Below are 19,388 nucleotides of genomic sequence, written 5' to 3' on the forward strand. Positions count from 1 at the left end.
TCACTGAAGCCCTCGCTTCACAAGCAGATCCGCTATTCGAAATTCCAGCCCGCATCCAGAAATCCCCTACATTCCCGCTCGACTCCCATCTCTATCGTTCGCGCTCAGTTCCGTTACCCCAGAGGCCCTCCCCCTGGTGACGTCCCGTGCTTCGATAGGACTCCGCGATGCTCCTGCGCTCGATACGAAGGTTCACTCCTCCCTGCCCATTTGCCCCGTTACTGGCGTTAGCCGGTGGTAGCCTGCTGCTATCAGCCCCACGTCCCGCGTGCGCGAATCAGCCAGACCTGCATTTCAACTCGAGCTTCATGCGCCAGGCGCCCGATCAACCCACCGACGCGGGCGCTACCGCGCTGCAGGCGCTGGCGGCAGAAGCGCCATTGAGCCCCGGCCACTACCGCGTCGAGGTCAGCGTCAACCATGACTACCTGGGCCAACGCTCGGTGGAACTCGTCAAGTCTGCCGAAGGCAAGGGCTTGCAAGCGTGCCTGAGCGCCGCGCTGCTGCGCGAAGTGGGGTTGCGCGAAGAGGGCCTGGCCATTGCACTGTCGGACGAGCAGTGCATCAACCTGGACAGCCTGGTAGCGGATGCCAGAACCGATTTCGACAGCAGAACACTGCGCCTGATGCTCTCCATCCCACAGATAGCCCTGCGCCGCGACATCGTCGGCAGTGTGCCACCCGAGCAGTGGAGCTCGGGCATTTCGGCCGCCTTCCTGAACTACCAGGCGTCCATGCAAACCCGCAATCAGCGCGGTGCAAGCAGCACCAATCATGACTTGCTGGTTCATAGCGGGCTGAACATCGGCGCGTGGAGGGTTCGCAGTAGCCAGGCGCTGCGCGACACCGGCGACGGCAAAAGCCGCTGGACGCACAGCAACACCTATGCCCAGCGTGACCTGCCGGACAACCGGGGTAATATCACCCTTGGCGAGACGCTCAGCAACGGCGAGGTGTTCCGCAGCCAGCCGTTCAAAGGCGTGCAGTTAGCTTCCGACATGGGCATGCTGCCCGACACCTTCCAAAGCTATGCACCGGTGATCCGCGGCGTGGCGCAAACCCGTGCCAAGCTGGAAATCTTGCAGAACGGCTACCCGGTGTACTCGACCTACGTCGCCGCCGGCCCCTACGCCATCGATGACCTTAGCATCGGCACCGGCAGTGGCGAACTGGAGGTGGTGCTGACCGAAGCCGACGGCCAGGTCAGGCGGTTCATCCAGCCCTATTCCAGCATGGCCAACCTGCTACGCCCAGGCATCTGGCGCTACAGTGCGACATTAGGCCGTTATAACGGCGCCGGTCGCCATGACGACCCTCTGCTTTGGCAAAGCACCCTGGCCCGCGGCGGCGCGTGGAACTCCACGCTCTACGGCGGGTTACAAGGCGGTGACTACTACAAAGCCGGTACGTTGGGCATGAGCAAAGATTTGGGCAGCCTCGGTGCCCTCTCGCTGGATGCTACCCATGCCCGTACCGACCTGGGCCGCTCGTTGGGAGAGGTTCAGGGGCAAAGTTTTTCGGCACGCTACGGCAAGATTTTCCAAACCGGCACCAACCTGCGCTTCGCCGGCTACCGCTATTCGACCGAAGGCTACCGCGACTACGATGAAGCCGTACGCGAGCGGGCTGCCGACAGCCGCTACCTGGGTAACCGGCGCAGCCGCGTTGAGGCCTCGGCACAGCAAAGTATCGGCGCTGGCAGTTCGCTCAGCCTCACAGTGTCCCAGGATGACTACTGGCGCAATAATTTGCGGCGGCGGCAATACCAGCTCCAGTTCAACACCCAATGGCGCAAGGTCAATTACAATTTCTTCGCCTCCCAGGCATTGAGCGCACAGGGTAAGGAAGACCGGCTGATCGGCCTGAGCATCACACTACCGCTGGATTTCGCGCACATGGGGCACGCCTCCTTCGATGTGCAATCGGCGGGTGGCAAACAGCGCCAACGCGCCAGCCTCAACGCCAGCGCACTGGACAACCAGCTGCACTACGCGATTTCCGCCGACCGCGATGCCCGTAATAACAGCAGTGGCGCGCTATCGATGGGTTACCAGAACGCCTACGCCAGTTATGGCGCGGGCTATACCCAGGGCGGCAACTTCCGCTCGCTGTCCGCCAATGTCAGCGGCAGCCTGCTCTTGCATGAAGACGGCCTCACGTTCGGCAACTACCTGGGCGAAACCAATGCATTGGTGCACGTTCCGGACGTCAGCAATGTCGGTACCCGCAACGCCCCGAATGCCACCACCGACAGCCGCGGTTACATGCTGGTACCGCACCTTCGGCCCTACCGCAGGAACGCGCTGCTGCTCGAAACCGACGGCGTTGGGCCCGAAGTGGAAATCGATCAGGGCAGCGCCAATCTGGTGCCGCGTCGCGGCGCTATCGTCAAGGCAGCGTTTGCAGCACGGCGCGTCGCCCGCGTTATTCTCACGCTGCAGCACCCCGAAGGTCGGCCACTGCCGTTCGGTGCCCAGGTAAGCAATGCCCAAGGCCAGCCCCTGGCCGTGGTCGGCCAGGCAGGGCAAGCGCTGCTGGCCATCGATGAAACCCCTCAGCAATTACAGGTGCGCTGGGGTGAGCAGGCACAGCATACCTGCCAGCTCACCATCGACCCCGTCAACATCCCCTCCAATCACGGCTACCGCACGCACAGTGCACTGTGCTTGTGATGGATGCCCTGATCCAAGGATTCAGCCCAATGAAACGCTCTACGCCCCTGTGCGCCATGGTATTAGCCTCAGCCTTCTCGACCAATGCACTGGCAGAATGCTTCTGGGAAGACAGTAAATCCGGACACATGGAGTTCAACCTGCGTCTAGGCACCTACTGGATCCCTCGCGACGCACCGGTCGGCACCGTGATCGGTACACTGAACCAAGCCAGTAACCTGCGCAACGAGATGGGTATCAACCTGGTCTGCGACTACCAAGGCATCCCCCTGACCGTGCAATTGCAGGCAACTACGCCGATCGTATCCGACCCGGTCCCGCCGGTAGGTGGTGAAGACCTCACCGGTCGTATCCTGCAAACAGGCGTTGACGGCGTTGGCATTCACATACGCCTGCAAGAACCTTACATGAAAGGGATTTCGCCCAACTTCTGGAGGCCGGTGACATGGGATTCGATCCCCTATCAAGGTCGGGCAGAGCATAGCACCGCGCCGACGGGTATCTATGCCAGACGGCTGAAAGCTCAAATCACACTGATCAAAACCGGCCCCATTGCGGCAGGCCCTCAAGCGTTCAATGGCAAGCAGCTGTTCAGCGGCGTATTCAGTGACGTTGGCAATGTGCTGAGCTATAACTTGCATGGCACCGTCATGCAGGCACAATGCACACTCACCGGCAACCCTGTCAGCGCCGACCCGGTACTGCTGGGCGATCACGATCTGAGCAGCTTTAGCGGAACGGGCTTCACCACCGCGCCAACGCCGTTCTCCATTACCCTCAACGATTGCGTGACCGACAGCGGCTCTGGCGTGCAGGCTTACCTGAACTTCGATGGGGTCAAAGGCTCCACGATCATCGACAAGGACCGTGGCCTGTTCAGCCTGACCAGCTCATCGACCGCGCAGGGTATCGGCATACAGTTGCTGCATCACGACGGCAGTGCGGTGAAACTCCAGCAGGACGTACCCGTGGCCCCTATTGCTACCGGTCAAACCCGACTGGACTTCCAAGCCCGCTATTACCAGACTCAAGCCGCTGTAAAAGCAGGGAGTGCCGAAGGGGCGTTGAGCTTCACCGTAAGCTATCGCTGAATTTCTGCAACAACCCTCGTGGCAACCGGAAATTTTTGAAAGGTTCTTGCGTGATAGGGTTGAAGGCCTTCTGCGCGTTGAGCCTGTAACGCATCACGCCATCGCCGGTCCTGAAGCTCAGGTCTACGCTGGTTGCCGTACGCCCGTTGAGCGCGCCACGGCTGAGCAAACGGAACATCGACCACGGCCCTCGGTACTCCAAGCTGCTGCTATTGCCGTTCTGCCTGAGCAAGGTCAGGTTGCTGCGCACCTGCTGCCCCAAAGTATTGGGCCAGACGATACCGGTGATCTGGCTCGGACCATGGGTATAAGAGATCAGTTGGCCATCCAGGTCCAGCAAGCTTGTGCGCTGGTTGGCGCTCAACCCCAGGGGCTCGATGCTGAACTGCACACTCAGGTTGCCGCGCTGATCGAAGAAGGTCTCACGGATACGGTCTGCCCGCTCCAGCTGTTTGATCACATCGCTGCGGATCAGTGATTGCCCCTGCTGACCGGCCTGCAGGGCTTCGAGGTTATCCTTCAGGAAGACCTTCAGGTACTGATCGTTGAACTGCTGCAGCCGCCCCTTCGGCCCGAAGAAGGCCTCAAAGTCGTCCAGCGAAGCATCGGGTGCCCTTACCACGAAGGGGTAGCGCCCTGCCAGCCGCTGCTGGAAGAAGCTGTACACCTCGGCATCCCAGCGCCGCTCCAGCTCGCGCAGGGCTTCGATATTGAGCACTTGCGCCGTTTGATCGGCCACTTTTCTGACCTGGTGGTTGATCGGCTCTGGTAAGCCGGTGGCTAAGCGTTGCAGGGTGCCAATTGGATCCTGCCCCGTCATCGAGAAACGTTGATGCACGGCGTGGAGTGCAGCCTTGCCCCTGTCCGGACTGTCCTGCACCGCCTTGGCGTAATCATGAACGGCCGCCATGGCGCCAAGGGTTTCATCGTAGTAGCTCGGTTTATCGCCCGCTGACTGCAACATGGCGCTCAGCCCGGAAAAAGCCCGCTGAATAGCCCAGGCCTGCTGTTGCTCGGGGTTGCTGCTCTTAGGTTGCAGCGCTTCGGTCTCTCTGGGGGGCTCGACGCTCACAGGTGTAGAAAGTGAAGTGTTATCTCTTACCGTATCCAGCAACCGATGCAGGGGGGCCACGGGCCCGGTGAACTGCTGCAGGATCGCAACCCCATGATCCAGATCGCGGAAGTCAGCCACCGTAATGGCGTTCAAGGCGCGCCGCCAACTGTCGACGTAGTCCGCGCTGTACAAGTTGCGCAGCCGCTCGCTCAATGCTTCACGATCAGCGTCCGAGTAATCAAGCTGGTCGCGTTCACCCAAAGCCCATTGGTCGATCATTGCCATGTCGGCAAACCGCTGGCTGCGCGGCTCGAAGTACTCCTTGAAGCCTTTGGCGGTGAGCAGCGGTGCCAGCAGGACACCATCGCCCTTTCCGGAACTGCCAGATAACTGATACACCACATCAAAGCCTGGCCCCACTTGATGACGCAGGTCCAGGCCGGTGTGCAACTGCTCCCCAGCCTGGTGTTTCAAGCTCGCATACACTCGCTCTGGCAGCGGTACCCTGCGCAAGGCCTGCTGCACCTCGGCAACACGCTGTTTGTACTGCGCAAGATCGGTATCGGCATAGGCCAAGGCGTACTTCAGGTGCCGCATCAGGTTCCGTTGCAGTTGGCCCTGACCGGGGAACTTCTGTTGCCACTGGCGGGCCATCCAGTCTTCGACCCATTCGGGGCGGCGGTTCTGGCGGTCCTCCAGCATGCGGTAAATCCTGAGTGCAGCCATTTGCTGCTCACTGCCTGGGAGCGCCGCGTTCATGGCATCGACCACGCCGCTGGCCAAGGCCGGCAGGAAGCGTTTGGAGAGCAAGCTCAGGTAGGCCTCATCGACCGTAGGCCCGATGGCTCGCCCCTGATACAGCCCCAGATCTGCAACACCCGGCCACGCAGCGCGATAGTCGCCAAACACCGACACGGCATCACGGATCTGGTCCAGCGGCTCCAGCAGGTTGCGCCCGGTCGGATCCACCCGCTGATCCACTTCGTGATGACTGTACTCCCTGCTCTTGGCGAGCACATTGGCGGCTTTGGCATCATTGATATCGAAGTAACGCTGCCAGCTGGCAATAGCCACACAGACTGCCAAAACCCCCACACCGGAGCCTACCCAGAGCAACTGGCGCTTGGTGCGCGCCACCCTGACGTTATCGCCAGCAAGCCCGGCCTCCTGATAGATGACCCGTTTGAATGCGTGCTGGATGAAATAGGCCAGCGCCTTGCCTTGCGCCTTGCCCTCGAGCAACGGCAGCTTCGTCTTGTAGGGCTGTGCCGCTTCACGTACGAACGCGTTCAGCATGTCACCCTGCTGCACGACCGAAGACCAGTACACGCCACGTACCAAGGCAGGGGTGGTGAAGCGGTCGCTTGCCAGCGCTTCTTTCAGAAAACCCAGCAGTATGGGGCGCAACCCGATTAGCTGGGCATGTAATGTAAAGAGACGGGTTCGCGATGGAGCCTCGCCTAACGTATCGAGACGATCGACAACCTGCTCAAACATCTGCCTGATCAATCGGTCGTAGTGATCGCCGTATTCTTCCAGCCAGGCGTCGAACGTGCCCACCGCATCCAGCTTGAAAGTGAAGCCCAGCATCTTTTCCCGGGAGCCAGCGGGAAGCCCGGCGTAAAACTGGTCAAAACCATCCAGCAGATCGAACTTGGTCAGCACGACATACAACGGCAGGCGGGAGCCCAACTGAATGCTCAGCTCGTACAGCCGCGTACGCAAGACATGCGCCAGTGCAACGCGCTGCTCAGGTGTGCCGTGCAGTAGCGCGGGGAGGTCGACAGCCAGCAGCACGCCGTTGAGTGCTCTTCGGCTGCGATTGCGCACCAACCAACCCAGCAAGTGTTGCCACAACCTGGCTGCAGTATCGGCAGGAACATCATTGGCATCGGCTTCCTCGGCTGGCGAAACTGGCCGCGATGCTTGACTGATGAAGGCGCCCGGTGGATCGATGATCACCGCCTCGTTGCTGACCCACCAACCGATCGGGTGGGCGAGCGCTTGCGCTTGTCGGCCTCGTGCCTGCGCCTTGTCGATGCGGGTCAGCGAGAAATTCTGTTCGGTACGGTCGATGAAGCTGGTCTTGCCGGCGTGCTGGTCGCCCAACACCAAGTACCAGGGCAATCGGTACAAGGCGCGTCGCCCACCCGCATTGTGCAGAAATCGCGAAAGGCCTTGGTTCAATGCCTTCTCTTGCGCCTCAACGAACGGCAACGTGCGGTCCAGCTCGGCGGCCACCGCCTGATTGCGTTCTGCCTGCAGGCGGTGATTACGCCTGCGCAACACAACCAGCCAGCACAGCAGGGGCACCAACACGAGTACCAGACTGGCCAGCCCTCGATGGGCCATGCTGGCCAACGGTTGCTGCTCGCGCCACGTCCATTGCGGACCGAGCCACCAGATGGCAACCAGCATCAGTACAGCACCCAGTACGAGTAGCACCGGCATGGCCAAACTCATACGCGTCACCAAGGGCAAGCCCCAGCGTTTGATGTACTTCCATAGAGGGTTCATCGTGACTCCCGTTCCTTGTTCCGATCAGCCTGCATTAGCGGTGCCGCATACCGCTGAAGGCGTTGGAACACCTCCGGCTCCCAGGCGCTGGCGGCGGTTTCCTGCATGGTTCTGGCTACACCTGCACATAGGTCCCTGGCCAGCCACGACACGCCCCTAGCAGCCAACAGGTCAGCGGCGATGATGGTGGTGTGGCAACGCTCACGGGGGGCGTGGAGCTCCGCCTGCATCCCCTGTAGCCTGAGCAAGACCGGCTCCACGCCACCCGCCTCCAACTGGCTGACCAGTTCCTTACGCAGGCTGACAAATTCATGGGCGGCTGCCCCCAGATCCGATGCGCTGTGTGGGCCCTTGAGCCACGCCAGGCATTGGTCATCGACAAACACCCGGCCGTCGCTGAAGCACAACTGCTGCAGTGCCGGCAAGCGCTGCACGAACCGTGCGGTCGCAGCACGAATGGCTTCAGCCACCTCGCTCATGGCCAATCGCGTAGCGGCGGTGGCCGCGAGGAAACTGCCGCGTATCCAGTAGGGGCAAGCCGTCACACTCTTTTCGATCCGCAATAGCAAGGCCGCGTCAATCGCGGTCCCCGCAATGGCCTCTTCATAATCACCGACAATATCCTGAGGTACGGCCATCAGCTCGGTGCGGTTACCTTGCTTGGTTTGAGGTGCCGCCTGGATATGAGCCCACAAGCCGAACCGACGTAACTGGTAGCCGGCAGGATCATAGGGGTCCTGCTGGTTAATCAGTTCGGCCATAGTGAGCACCGCTCTTCGGGACTCACGCTCGCTGCCCAACGACACACGCAGCATTGGCGTGGCGATGACATCGGCCATTGGTGCAGATTTGATACCGCTTGCAGGGGCCTTGGCCGGTGCTGAGTTACTCGCGCCGTTGGCCAGCTCTATGTGTTTGCCAAGCAGCCGCTTCAGTTCGCCCAGAACGGCTTCATCCAGCTGCGCGGCAGCTTGCTGCTGTTGCAAACGTTGCAACGCGTCCTCTGCCGCCGCCGTATGAGCGGGGCTGTATGTGAAGCGGTCCAGCTGTGGCAGCGCTTCGATCAAACGATTGAGTATCAGGGCAACCAACTTGCGTTTACCCAAGAAACCTTTGGGGCCAGGTTTCGGGTACGAGCCTTCCCAATACTGTTCGATCAAGCCAGCGAGCATTGCCAAGGTAAAACCCCACCGTTCCCAGCATCGGTTGCGCAGCCAGGCGGCACTCAGATGCGCGGCGATGCGCAAATGTTTGCACTGCGAACCCAGGTACTGGCAGGACGCTTCTTCGATGTAAACCCAGTCGATGGAAGCCTCCTGCAGCCCACCCAGCTTGACCATCTCCTGGTCAATGGCCTGGTAGGTTTCGTCCTCCACATCGAACAAACCGGCAGGGCTCTGAGCGTCGATGGGGGCAAGCAACCGGGCAATTTCCTGTGCAGTGACCTCTGCTACCAACGGCATGCTTTGCGCGCCTCATCGATGAGTGGGTCGAGCCCCTGAGCGTCGAAAACCAGGCCGTCAACGGCTGGGTTGTCACTCCCGACGTAAATGCGCTTAGCCCCGATCAATTGCTTGATCTGCTCGATGCCCGGCAGCCCTCGCCCGGCATCGAGCACCTGACCGTTCTCTCTCACCTGCCAAGGCGTAGGGGCAGTTGAGCCATGCTCCCCTAGCAATCGCACGGTCACCCGGCCGGTATCGATGGGGTGCGCGGTGACCAGTTGGAGCCTGGAGATGTTCTGCACACAACTGATTACCAAGTAGGGCGCCGGTGTGATCAGGGTGTCGGCAGGCGCCGAAATCATGACCTCGTCATCCCCACGGCTGAGACGGAACATCAGGTCCCCTGGTGCACGCTCCAGCGCCTGGGTCACTACGCGACGCAATGTGGGCGCATCTTGCTCTTGCGCTGACCACTGTCGACTCATCGTGTGCGCCGGCGTGCCCGCAGCCTGATCAAAACATGCCAGACGCTCGATGTTGGACACGATTCGCGGACAGTCCCGCGGCTCGACTGCCAAGGCCGGCGCCCAGCAAAACAATAATAAAAGCCAAACGCCATTTGGATAGCGAGGAACCATTCCATCTCAACTCTTTTATTTAACAGCACACCGGCACTGGCAACAACCGGCCACTCCAAAACAGCGAAACAAGGCTAGTACACGAAGACGGATACTTACAAGAAATTATTTTGTTACATATTCAAACTCGACGCCAGGCAAATATTAAGCGCATGGTTTTTTAGCAACAAGACGCTCAAGCATCGGAGGCTTCAGCCATTCACGTTTAATATTAAACGCCAACTTGTAGGACGCTTCCTACATATAGGCTTCGCACCAGCAAGGATATATAGCCATGCGCAAATCATCCGGTTCTATCGCACCCAAGGAACGCATCAACATCAAGTATGTACCCGCCACTGGCGATGAACACGCCGAAATAGAGCTGCCGCACAAGATGTTGGTGCTGGGTGATTTCGGTCTGGATGACACCCGCGCTTTGGAAGACCGCTCAGTCATGCGCATCGATAAACACACCTTCAACAACGTGTTGAACGATGCCGCTGTCAGCCTGGCCATGTCCGTGCCCTCCGAGCTCAGCACAGCCCCGGATGCGGAGCTGGCGGTCGCCCTGCAGTTCACGTCCATCGACGACTTTGGGCCCGACAGCATCGCCCGCCAGGTTCCGGAGCTGAACAAGCTGCTGGAGCTACGCGAAGCGTTGGTGGCCCTCAAAGGCCCGCTGGGCAACGTGCCGGCGTTTCGCAAGCAACTGCAGCACCTGCTGAGCAACGAGCAAGCGCGCAAACAACTCGCCGAAGAACTGGACCTGGTGCTTGAGGCGCCAAAAAAAGACTGAGACAACGGAGCGTCCCCATGCCAAAGCAAAACAGCACGACCCTCACGGCTGAAACAACAACCGAGACATTGAGCAACGCCACCTTGCTCGACCAGATCATGGCAGAAACCAGATTGGTGCCCTCTCAAGAGGGCTATCAAGTCGCTCGCCAGGGTGTATCGGCCTTTATTGCCGACGTCCTGAAAAGTCATGACCCAGATCAATTAATCAATAAGCACCGCGTTGATCAGATGATTGCAGAGCTGGATCGGGTACTCGGCAAACAGATGGACGCCATCCTGCACCAGCCCGCGTTCCAGCAGCTCGAGTCGGCTTGGCGCAGCCTCAAACTTCTGGTCGACCGCACAGACTTTCGCGAGAACATCAAACTTGAGGTTTTGCATGTCAGCAAGGACGACTTGCTCGACGACTTCGAGCATGCGGCTGACATTACCTGCAGTGGCATTTATAAACATGTCTACACCGCAGGTTATGGCCAATTTGGTGGTGAACCGGTTGCCGCGATGGTCGCCAACTACAGCTTCGGCCCCTCTTCACCCGATATCAAGCTATTAAGTTACATGGCCTCGGTCGGCGCCATGTCACATACCCCTTTTCTTGCAGCACCCTCCCCTGAATTCTTCAACCTCAGCAGCTTTGAGGAGTTGCCCAACCTGAAGGAGATCAAGGACATCTTCGCCGGCCCACGGCACGCCAAGTGGCGTGCGTTCCGTGAAAGTGAGGATTCGCGCTATGCGGCGCTTGCCGGGCCGCGCTTCATGCTCCGCTCTGCCTATCATCCGCAAGAAAACCCCGTGCAGAGCTATCACTACGCCGAGGACATCGCCGGCCGACACGAGAACTACCTGTGGGGCAACTCCGCCTTCCTGCTGGCCAGTTGCATCAACGACAGCTTTGCCCGCTACCGCTGGTGCCCGAACATCATCGGTCCACAGTCGGGTGGCGCCGTCGAGGACCTGCCGGTACACCTGTACGAGTCCCTGGGTCAGCTGCAGGCCAAGATTCCGACCGAAGTCCTGATCTCCGACCGCAAGGAGTTCGAGCTGGCCGAAGAGGGCTTCATCGCCCTGACCATGCGCAAAGACAGCGACAACGCCGCGTTCTTCTCAGCCAACTCGGTACAAAAACCCAAGCACTTCCCCAAGACGCCCGAAGGCCTGCAAGCGCAGACCAACTACAAGCTCGGCACCCAGCTGCCTTACCTGTTCATCGTCAACCGGCTGGCCCACTACATCAAAGTGCTGCAACGCGAGCAGATCGGTAGTTGGAAAGAACGCAAGGACCTTGAGTCCGAACTGAACAAATGGATCAGGCAGTACGTTGCCGACCAGGAAAACCCGTCAGCCGATGTGCGCAGCCGTCGTCCGTTGCGTGCTGCGCGGGTCGAGGTTTCGGATATTGCCGGTGACCCGGGCTGGTACCAGGTTTCGCTCGCCGTGCGCCCGCATTTCAAATACATGGGCGCGAACTTCGAGATTTCCCTGGTCGGGCGGCTCGACACGCAATGAGTGGTCTTTTCAGTCGTTTGAAGGTGGATCAGTCCGTTAGCCGCGAACCCTCCCTGCAGGAGAACGCTTCCGAGAAGTTCGCCGCCATCAAGTGCCACCTCGAAACGTTGCTCAACGCTCGCCAGGGTTGCTCCAAAAGCAGCCCTGAGCTGGGCCTGCGTGACTTCAACGGGCACGACGTCAGCAGTGGCGACCTCCTGAAGCAAGTGGGCGCGGACATCCGCCGCACCCTTCAGCGCTTTGAGCCGCGCGTGCACGTGCGAACGCTCAGCGCCATGCCCGATTGTCATGCCCCGCTGGAGCTGCATTTCAGGCTGGACTGCTTGGTGCAGGTCAACAACCACACGGAGCAGCTACAACTGGAGCTGCTGGTCAACGGCCATAACCGCCACACCCGCGTGAGGTGACCCATGTCACTCAAGGACCGATTCAGCGAAGAGTTGCGTTACCTGCATGAACTGGGGAACGACTTCGCCCAGGACAACCCGCAACTTGCCCGTCTGCTTGGCAAGGGTGGCAGCGACCCGGATGTCGAACGCCTGATGGAAGCCTTTGCATTTCTCACGGCCAAGCTGCGGCTCAAGCTGGAGGACGACCTGCCGGAGCTGACGCACCCGATGCTGCAGCTGCTGTGGCCCAATTACCTGCGGCCTTTGCCAAGTGCCACGATCATCCAGTTTAAGCCGCGCAAGCAGGCGCTCAGCCAGTCGCACCGTATCCCCAGGGGATCACGGCTCTTTTCCAAACCCGTGGACGGAGTGCCCTGCGAATTTCGAACCTGCACAGCGGTGGACATCCACCCGTTCGAGATCGATGCGGTAGGTGCGACCCAGACACTCGACAGTTCGGCGGTTTGGCTCGGTTTGCGAACATTGGTCGAGCGGCCATTGAATGCCCTGGGCTGCGCCAGTCTCGACTTCCATCTGAGCGGAGACACCCTTACTGCCCGCACGTTGTATCTGTGGCTGTCCCAGTACCTTGATCAGGTCAGCATGACCATCAATGGCGAGGTTCGCCGGCTGCCGTCCAGCAGCATCGTCTTCCCGGGTTTCAGCCCTGACCAAGCATTGCTGCCTTACCCCCAGAACGTCTTCGACGGCTACCGGATTCTGCAGGAGTACTTTGTATTTCCCGAGCGTTTCCACTTCTTCAGCGTAACCGGGCTGGAGAAGGTCTGGCCCGGTCAGGCGGCTGAGAAAGTCAGCCTCGAATTTTATTTCACCCGCCAGTTACCGGATTCGCTGCGTGTCGGCAGCGCCGACTTCAGTCTGTTCTGCACCCCTGCGGTGAACCTGTTCAGCCACAGCGCCGAACCCATCGATCTCTCCAGCCGGCCCGCCCAGGTCGAGCTTACGCCCCGAGGCAAGCAGCCGCACGCCTATGAAATCTTCAGTGTCGACCAGGTCATCAGCACCCGAACGACCACTGATGGCAGTACCGGTGAACACCTTCGCACGTTCCGCCCCTTTGAGTCATTCGCCCATGAGATCGAGCATGTGCAAGGTCGCACAGCCCTGTACTACCGGTGCAGTATCGAAGACTCACTGCGGGGCGATGGCGTCACGCACCGCATCGCATTCGTACGTGCCGACGCCAATGCCTACATCGGCGAGCTGGAAACAGCGTCCATCGACCTGACCTGTACCAACCGCGACCTACCGCTGGCGTTAACCGTCGATGACATCAATGTGACTTCCGAGGTCACACCGCCCTTGGCCACCTATACCAACCTCCGTCCTCCCACCCGCCCCTACCGGCCGGTACTGGACGGCCAGTTGCAGTGGGCCCTGATCTCCAACATGTCGCTCAACTACCTGTCGCTCCTCTCGGCCGAGCCGCTGAAAGCGGTCATCAATGCCTATGACTTCGCAGCCCTGCATGACATCCAGCAAACCCGCACCACCCGTAAACGCCTCGATGGCATTCGGGATATTCAAACCGAACCTCTGGATTGGCTGATCAAGGGCCAGCCCATTCGCGGGTTGCGTACACGGCTGAAGCTGGATCAAGGCGCATTCCTCTGCGAAGGCGACCTGTACCTGTTCGGTTGCGTGCTGGCGCACTTCTTTGCCCTGTACGCCAGCATCAACGCCTTCCACCAACTGGAAGTGATCAACACCACCAACAACGAGCACTACACATGGCCCATCCAGACCGGCAAACAACCGCTGATCTAGCCGACCAGCTGCTCGCTGAGGCACACCAGTACAACTTCTTCCAGTTGCTGGAGCGCCTGCACGGCTTGCACGGGGATGACTTGGAACCACGCTGGCCTGCTCCAGCCACACGGCTGCGCGTGCGGCTCGCCAGCGACCCGCGCCTGACCTTTCCCGTGTCCGACGTGTACAAGGCCGAACGCATGCCTGAAACAGCAGACCGCTATCGCGTGTGCACCACATTCATGGGGCTGCACGGTACTGACTCGCCCTTGCCTACCTATTACCTGGAGGAAGTGTCGTACGAGCATGCCCATGGCATCGGTGTGCGGCCAGCCTTCTTTGACTTTTTCAATCACTACCTGCTCAGCCTGTTGCACCGCATCTGGCGCAAGTACCGCTATTACATCCGCTTCCAGCCGGGCGCGACCGACGGCTTCTCGCAGTACATCTTTGCCCTGCTCGGCCTGAACGACAAACAGCTGCGCGGCGACACCCCGCTGCCCTGGAGCCGCCTGCTCAGCTTTGCCGGGGTAATTGCCAGCCGCAGCCGTGCGCCGGGTACCGTTGCCGGCATCATCGCCCACTGCTTCGACTTGCAGCAGGTGCACATCCGCGAGTTCGAGACCCGCTTGGTCCCCACCACCGCCAGGCAGCTGGTGAGCCTGGGCCGCCGCAATGGCCAGTTGGGCAGCTCCTTCATGGTCGGCAGCCGCACGCGAACCCGCAGCAGCAAGTTCACCATCGTGATCAGCGAACTTGACCAGGAGCAGTTGCGGGACCTGTTGCCCAGCGGCATCAACTTCAATCGCTTGCGTGCACTGATCGACGTCCTGTTGCGCGATGGCCTGGCCTATGACCTGGAGCTGCGTCTGAAGCCGAACGCGCTGTCGCCCTTCTGCCTGCACCGTAGTCAAGGCGCCTACCTGGGCTGGACCAGCTTTGTGGATGACCGTCACGGCCACATCAGCCCTGTGGTGCGGTTCCGGGGGCGCTCATGAGCACATTGACCTTGAGCATCACCAACCTTGATCAGTTGCAACACAACGTCACTGCCCGTCATCAGTTTGACCGCACGGGCGGCACCCTCGGCAGCGCAGGGGCCACCTGGAGGATCAACGATCGTGAGCAGATCATTGCACCGATCCATTGCGAGATTCGCTGGATCGAGGGCAGCTTCTGCGTGATTGATTGTTGTCAGCGTACCTACCTGAATGACAGCTACGACAGCTTGGGATCGCTCGCCCCCAGGCGGCTGCTGGAAGGTGACCAGTTGCGCGTGGGCACCTATCGACTGCAAGTTCAATTTACGCGAGCCGATGCACGCTCGGTGGAGGACCTGTTCAGGTTTGAACAGCGAACCCTTGATCACTGGCTACTGGAGGCTCCAGCCAACCCTTGGCAACCCACTTCAGGCGCCAAGCACGTTGTCGCCGACATCTGCACAGCCTTCGCGCCAGGTATCGGCAACGATCCCTTGGCCGCACTGGACACCGCGACAGGGGCAGCCCAAGAGAGCCCTCTGGAACACCTGATTGCAGGAGAACGGCCATGACCCGTCATTCATGCGTGCCCGGCCTGCTGATTGCGCTACTAGGGCTTCACGGTTGCACCTCCCTGAGCAAAATCGGCCAAGTGGTGATGGATCCCTCGATACCCGTCGGCGCACCTAGGGAACACCCTACCCAAGTCGCGTTCAGCATCAATGCCAGCCCGACGCTCAATGGCAATCCGAACAGCCTTGAGATGGCGCCCGAGGAGGAGCCCGTCATCGAGCCAAGCCCCTATGGCGTTAGCCTGAGCGCAGGTGACCCCTACGTGCTGACCGAAAAGGTCGGGGCTTTGTTCGAGTACCTTCAGGCGCATTTCCCGGCGATGTCGCCCGTCGACATGCCAGTGGAGGAAGGCGAGGAGCCGGCGCGCTCCCCCTTGGAAGAAAGTGCCCCCGGCAGCTACGACGATCCGACTGTAGTCCTGACCTTGCCGCCCACCACTACCGTGACGGCAGAGCCAATCGCTACCTCCATGGCCATCAAAATCCTGCAACTGCGCGACGATTCGCTGCTGCGCAACAGTGTGTATGAGCTGTTGGACAAGGACCCGGCCAAAGCGCTGCGAAGCACCCACATCCGCGATGACGACTACCTGCTACGCCCTGGCCAGTTCAAGTTCATCCCCTTTGCGCCTATCGAGCCGGACACCCGCTTCATTGCGGTGATTGCCGACTACCGCAACCAGGAAAACGCCACCTGGAGCCAAGTGCTGCGCATCCCCCCTCGCGGCCACCAGATCATCCTGTCGGTGTTGCTCAACGACACGCAGGTTCTGCTCAAGGAGGAAAACTGATGGCGCCTGTAACGCTGGCCTTCCCCTCAATCACGCTGACACGGAGCGCTCATGAGTTCACGTAACCCCGTCTTGTGGCCTGAAGGCCTGTTCGTCAAACCGCAGCATTTCCAGCAAGCTGCCCGTGCCGCCGATGCGGCGGTGCATCAACGTATTGGCAGCCTGAACGCCGCCTTCTATGGCTTCAGCGAGTTGCAGTTGAACGACGATTACCTGAGCCTGGGCAAGGTCGCCATCACCCGTGCACGGGGCATCATGCCGGACGGCACGGTGTTCGATATCCCTGCAGACCTGCCACCGCCGCCACCGCTGGAAATCGAAGACGACGGCGCGAAAGACAGCGAGATCTACCTGTGCCTGCCGCTACGCACCGAAGGTGGCCGTGAAGCCAACTGGTCCGATAACCCCGCCAACTTCCGTTACAGCGCCCAGGCCCTGGAAATAAAGGACACCCACAGCGCCGACGGTGACCTGGTCCAAGTCGACCTGGCAGTGCCCAACCTGCAGCTCAAACGCAAGGCCGACGACAGCAGTTCCTACACCCGCCTGGCCGTGACCCGCATTCTGGAACGGCGCCCCGATGGCAGCCTGCAACTGGATGCAGGCTTCTATCCCACCAGCGTTTCAGTGCGGGCCATACCTGCGCTGCAAAGGTTCCTGGAAGAAATCACCAACGCCCTGCGCGAACGCGCCCGCAACCTCGCCGCCCGTATCGGCGCCTCAGGCCAATCCGGCATCGCCGACATCCGCGACTTCAACCTGCTGCAGGCCATGAACCGCTGGTGGCCATGCTTCCAGCATCTGGCCAGGCAAGGGCAAACCCACCCCGAACAGTTGTACCTGTGCATGAGCCAGGCCTGTGGCGAGTTCGTGACGTTTACCGACGAGAGCCGGCTGCCACAGGAATATCCCGCCTATCAACATACCGCGCTGCGCACCTCCTTCAAGCCGCTGGAGGACACGCTACGCCGGGCACTGAGTACGGTACTGCAACCCCGCGCCGTTTCGCTGCCGCTGGAAATGCAGGAGTACGGCGTCATGACGGCCGTGCTGGAGGACCGTCGGCTGATCGATGAGGCCACCTTCATCCTGGCCGTACGCGCCGATGTACCACCCCAGGCGTTACGCCAGATGTTCATTCAGAAAGCAAAGATCACTTCACTCGAAGCGCTGGAGAACCTGGTACCGCTGCAACTGCCCGGCATCCCTCTGAACGCCTTGCCGGTTGCACCTCGCGACCTGCCCTTCCACGCAGGCTTCAGCTATTTCGAGCTGGACCGGCGTGACCCGGCGTGGGCGTGCATGAAAACAGCCAATGGCTTCGGGCTTCATGTGGCTGGGGACTTCCCTGGGCTGGAGCTGCAGTTCTGGGCGATCAGGAGTGAATGAGATGAAAGAGGCTACTCACGCCCCTCAAGATGACAACAAGGGGTTCTTCGGGGCGATAAACAATGCAGATAGCGGAGTGAAGATCTCGTCTCAGGATTCAACGCCAGCAGTCCCGGGCGAGCCTGCTTTTGAGGGGTACCCCGCCGACCCTGAATTCCAGCTGCGTGGCGGGTACGACAACCTGATGCTGGATGCCGCCGCCCCTCTATTCGGCCTGGTGATACGCCTGCGCTCCCTGGATGCCTTGCCTAACATCAAGGACGTGCACCAGCAAGTGCGTAACCAGATCGACAACATTCGCGAGGAGATACGCCAGCACGGTTACGAACCCGCTCAGTTGCTGGCCTACTCCTACGGTCTTTGCCTGTTCATTGATGAAGCAGTTATGGACAGGCCCTGGGGCAAGACCAGCTGCTGGAGCCAGGAACCGCTGCTCAGCATCTTCCACGACGAAACCTGGGGTGGGGAGAAGATCTTCACAGTTCTCTCGCGCCTTATGCAGGAGCCCGAGCGCTACCGGGACGTGCTGGAGTTCATGTACTTCGCACTGTGCCTCGGCCTGAAGGGCAAGTACGCCATCGCGCCGAAGGGCGAAGCATCCCTGAACACACTGATACACCAACTCCACGGGGTTATCCGAGCACTGCGCGGCCCGACGCCGGAGACCGTTTGCGATCCCTATACCAACGTCGCCCCGCGCAACTTCCGCATGAACCGGCAATGGCCGTGGTGGAGCCCGCTGGCTCTCTCCGCCCTGGTCATGGCGGTGGCCTACAGCATCTACAGCTACCGGCTGAACCTGATCACCACCGAGGTGCTGGCGTCGTTGAACGGCATCTTGCAGCAGTAGCAAGCCCACACAGGGCACAACGGGTTTCAAGGAGTTAGCGAGGCGTTTGCTTCGTTGAAAAGCCCATCGTTCCCGATGGCCACGCCACCCAGAGTGCGCGTGCTTTATCCACATGGACGCAGGAGAGACTGCCATGCCAACACCCGCCTACATCAAGATCACTGGCCAAACTCAAGGCAACATCACTGCTGGTGCATTCACCGCTGACTCCGTCGGCAATGTTTACCAGCAAGGCCATGAAGACGAAATCCTGGTTCAGGAAATCAATCACGAGGTCACGACACCTACTGATCCACAAAGCGGGCAACCCAGCGGTCAGCGTGTACACAAGCCGTTCAGGTTCACCAGTTCGCTCAACAAAGCCACGCCGCTGATGTATCAAGCGCTGGCCACCGGCGAAATGCTGCCCTCCGTCGAAGTCAATTGGTACCGCACCTCGACGGAGGGTAAACAGGAGCACTTCTTCACCACCAAGCTCGAAGACGCAACCATCGTCAGCATCAATACCGTTCTGCCCCACGCTCAAGACAAGGAGAACGAGAACTACACACAACTGATCGAGGTAGCACTGGCCTACAGGAAGATCATGTGGGAGCACGGGGTAGCCGGTACCGCTGGCTCCGATGATTGGCGAGCACCCGTCGCCTGATTCTCATGAATGCTCCGGGCGGGCTCACCTGCCCGGACTTTGTGTCACCTCAGACGGCGGACAAGGATTGCTTATGCCTAGCCAATCTGATTTGCGTTACAGCTTCCAGCCTTTAGTTGGCAAAGCCGAACTCGACGTGGTGTCGTTCGAACTCCGCGAGGGCGTCAGCATGCCCTTCGCGTTGGAGCTGAAACTGATCAGCTTCGAAAACGATATCGACTTCGGGCACCTGCTCGACAAACCCGTGCTCTTCACCCTCTGGGAAGGCGAGCGCCCAGTGCGCTACGTGCATGGT

Annotated in this window: 15 protein-coding genes and 1 pseudogene; 13 read left to right on the plus strand and 3 right to left on the minus strand. The window is 60.2% G+C overall.

Going from position 1 to position 19,388, the window contains the following annotated elements; translation table 11 throughout:
• Nucleotides 1-167: 167 nt before the first annotated feature.
• Together IAE33_RS15810 and IAE33_RS15815 are read left to right on the plus strand one after the other, a co-directional pair.
• A complete protein-coding gene (locus IAE33_RS15810) occupies nt 168-2,672 on the plus strand; it encodes a fimbria/pilus outer membrane usher protein (RefSeq protein WP_201164210.1) in 2,505 nt (834 codons plus the stop codon).
• Entirely contained in the window at nt 2,672-3,763 is a 1,092-nt protein-coding gene (locus IAE33_RS15815) for a fimbrial protein (RefSeq protein ID WP_201164211.1), read from the plus strand. Before IAE33_RS15810 ends, IAE33_RS15815 begins: the two co-directional genes overlap by 1 nt.
• Here the strand turns inward: IAE33_RS15815 and tssM are convergent.
• From tssM to vasI, 3 genes are read right to left on the minus strand one after another with little or no spacing between them, the layout of a single operon-like run.
• A complete protein-coding gene (gene tssM / locus IAE33_RS15820) occupies nt 3,744-7,334 on the minus strand; it encodes a type VI secretion system membrane subunit TssM (protein WP_201164212.1) in 3,591 nt (1,196 codons plus the stop codon). The genes IAE33_RS15815 and tssM overlap by 20 nt on opposite strands.
• Nucleotides 7,331-8,797 carry a type VI secretion system protein TssA gene (tssA, locus tag IAE33_RS15825; RefSeq protein WP_201164213.1) on the minus strand — a complete coding sequence of 489 codons (1,467 nt, stop codon included), beginning with the start codon at nt 8,795-8,797 and terminating at the stop codon, nt 7,331-7,333. The genes tssM and tssA overlap by 4 nt, the downstream gene beginning before the upstream one ends.
• Nucleotides 8,785-9,324 (minus strand): type VI secretion system-associated protein VasI, encoded by a 540-nt coding sequence (vasI, locus tag IAE33_RS15830; protein WP_328804879.1) that lies wholly within the window; start codon nt 9,322-9,324, stop codon nt 8,785-8,787. The genes tssA and vasI overlap by 13 nt, the downstream gene beginning before the upstream one ends.
• A 367-nt stretch (nt 9,325-9,691) precedes the next feature.
• On the opposite strand from vasI, the gene tssB reads away from it, so the two are divergent.
• From tssB to IAE33_RS15885, 11 genes and pseudogenes are all read left to right on the plus strand, one after another.
• Nucleotides 9,692-10,195: a type VI secretion system contractile sheath small subunit gene (gene tssB / locus IAE33_RS15835; RefSeq protein WP_201164215.1), complete on the plus strand. Its 504-nt coding sequence runs from the start codon at nt 9,692-9,694 to the stop codon at nt 10,193-10,195.
• 17 nt (nt 10,196-10,212) lie between these two features.
• A complete protein-coding gene (tssC, locus tag IAE33_RS15840) occupies nt 10,213-11,703 on the plus strand; it encodes a type VI secretion system contractile sheath large subunit (RefSeq protein WP_201164216.1) in 1,491 nt (496 codons plus the stop codon).
• On the plus strand, nt 11,700-12,110 hold the full coding sequence (gene tssE, locus IAE33_RS15845; RefSeq protein WP_201164217.1) for a type VI secretion system baseplate subunit TssE: 411 nt from the start codon (nt 11,700-11,702) through the stop codon (nt 12,108-12,110). The genes tssC and tssE overlap by 4 nt, the downstream gene beginning before the upstream one ends.
• Before the next feature lie 3 nt (nt 12,111-12,113).
• A complete protein-coding gene (tssF, locus tag IAE33_RS15850; RefSeq protein ID WP_201164218.1) occupies nt 12,114-13,880 on the plus strand; it encodes a type VI secretion system baseplate subunit TssF in 1,767 nt (588 codons plus the stop codon).
• Nucleotides 13,844-14,860 carry a type VI secretion system baseplate subunit TssG gene (gene tssG, locus IAE33_RS15855; RefSeq protein ID WP_201164219.1) on the plus strand — a complete coding sequence of 339 codons (1,017 nt, stop codon included), beginning with the start codon at nt 13,844-13,846 and terminating at the stop codon, nt 14,858-14,860. Before tssF ends, tssG begins: the two co-directional genes overlap by 37 nt.
• A complete protein-coding gene (locus IAE33_RS15860; RefSeq protein WP_201164220.1) occupies nt 14,857-15,414 on the plus strand; it encodes an FHA domain-containing protein in 558 nt (185 codons plus the stop codon). The genes tssG and IAE33_RS15860 overlap by 4 nt, the downstream gene beginning before the upstream one ends.
• Nucleotides 15,411-16,205: a type VI secretion system lipoprotein TssJ gene (gene tssJ / locus IAE33_RS15865; RefSeq protein WP_201164221.1), complete on the plus strand. Its 795-nt coding sequence runs from the start codon at nt 15,411-15,413 to the stop codon at nt 16,203-16,205. The genes IAE33_RS15860 and tssJ overlap by 4 nt, the downstream gene beginning before the upstream one ends.
• 51 nt (nt 16,206-16,256) lie before the next feature.
• A complete protein-coding gene (gene tssK, locus IAE33_RS15870; RefSeq protein ID WP_201164222.1) occupies nt 16,257-17,594 on the plus strand; it encodes a type VI secretion system baseplate subunit TssK in 1,338 nt (445 codons plus the stop codon).
• Between the two features lies 1 nt (nt 17,595).
• The gene (icmH, locus tag IAE33_RS15875; RefSeq protein WP_201164223.1) at nt 17,596-18,444 is read left to right on the plus strand and encodes a type IVB secretion system protein IcmH/DotU; all 849 of its coding nucleotides are present in this window, start codon (nt 17,596-17,598) and stop codon (nt 18,442-18,444) included.
• A 133-nt stretch (nt 18,445-18,577) separates the two neighbouring features.
• Nucleotides 18,578-19,093, plus strand: a complete 516-nt coding sequence (locus tag IAE33_RS15880) for an Hcp family type VI secretion system effector (RefSeq protein ID WP_201164224.1) — start codon at nt 18,578-18,580, stop codon at nt 19,091-19,093.
• 73 nt (nt 19,094-19,166) lie between these two features.
• A pseudogene (locus IAE33_RS15885) lies at nt 19,167-19,388 on the plus strand (type VI secretion system Vgr family protein); the annotation flags it as partial.

The organism is Pseudomonas sp. S60 (assembly GCF_016647865.1).
GTDB lineage: Bacteria > Pseudomonadota > Gammaproteobacteria > Pseudomonadales > Pseudomonadaceae > Aquipseudomonas > Aquipseudomonas parafulva.

Bases quoted from the DNA above. Each gene is read 5' to 3' on its own strand.
- IAE33_RS15815 (WP_201164211.1), top strand. From the start codon at position 2,672: ATGGATGCCCTGATCCAAGGATTCAGCCCAATGAAACGCTCTACGCCC.
- IAE33_RS15880 (WP_201164224.1), top strand. From the start codon at position 18,578: ATGCCAACACCCGCCTACATCAAGATCACTGGCCAAACTCAAGGCAAC.
- tssG (WP_201164219.1), top strand. From the start codon at position 13,844: ATGGCCCATCCAGACCGGCAAACAACCGCTGATCTAGCCGACCAGCTG.
- tssB (WP_201164215.1), top strand. From the start codon at position 9,692: ATGCGCAAATCATCCGGTTCTATCGCACCCAAGGAACGCATCAACATC.
- tssJ (WP_201164221.1), top strand. From the start codon at position 15,411: ATGACCCGTCATTCATGCGTGCCCGGCCTGCTGATTGCGCTACTAGGG.
- tssC (WP_201164216.1), top strand. From the start codon at position 10,213: ATGCCAAAGCAAAACAGCACGACCCTCACGGCTGAAACAACAACCGAG.
- tssK (WP_201164222.1), top strand. From the start codon at position 16,257: ATGAGTTCACGTAACCCCGTCTTGTGGCCTGAAGGCCTGTTCGTCAAA.
- icmH (WP_201164223.1), top strand. From the start codon at position 17,596: ATGAAAGAGGCTACTCACGCCCCTCAAGATGACAACAAGGGGTTCTTC.
- tssE (WP_201164217.1), top strand. From the start codon at position 11,700: ATGAGTGGTCTTTTCAGTCGTTTGAAGGTGGATCAGTCCGTTAGCCGC.
- IAE33_RS15860 (WP_201164220.1), top strand. From the start codon at position 14,857: ATGAGCACATTGACCTTGAGCATCACCAACCTTGATCAGTTGCAACAC.
- tssM (WP_201164212.1), bottom strand. From the start codon at position 7,334: ATGAACCCTCTATGGAAGTACATCAAACGCTGGGGCTTGCCCTTGGTG.
- tssA (WP_201164213.1), bottom strand. From the start codon at position 8,797: ATGCCGTTGGTAGCAGAGGTCACTGCACAGGAAATTGCCCGGTTGCTT.
- tssF (WP_201164218.1), top strand. From the start codon at position 12,114: ATGTCACTCAAGGACCGATTCAGCGAAGAGTTGCGTTACCTGCATGAA.
- IAE33_RS15810 (WP_201164210.1), top strand. From the start codon at position 168: ATGCTCCTGCGCTCGATACGAAGGTTCACTCCTCCCTGCCCATTTGCC.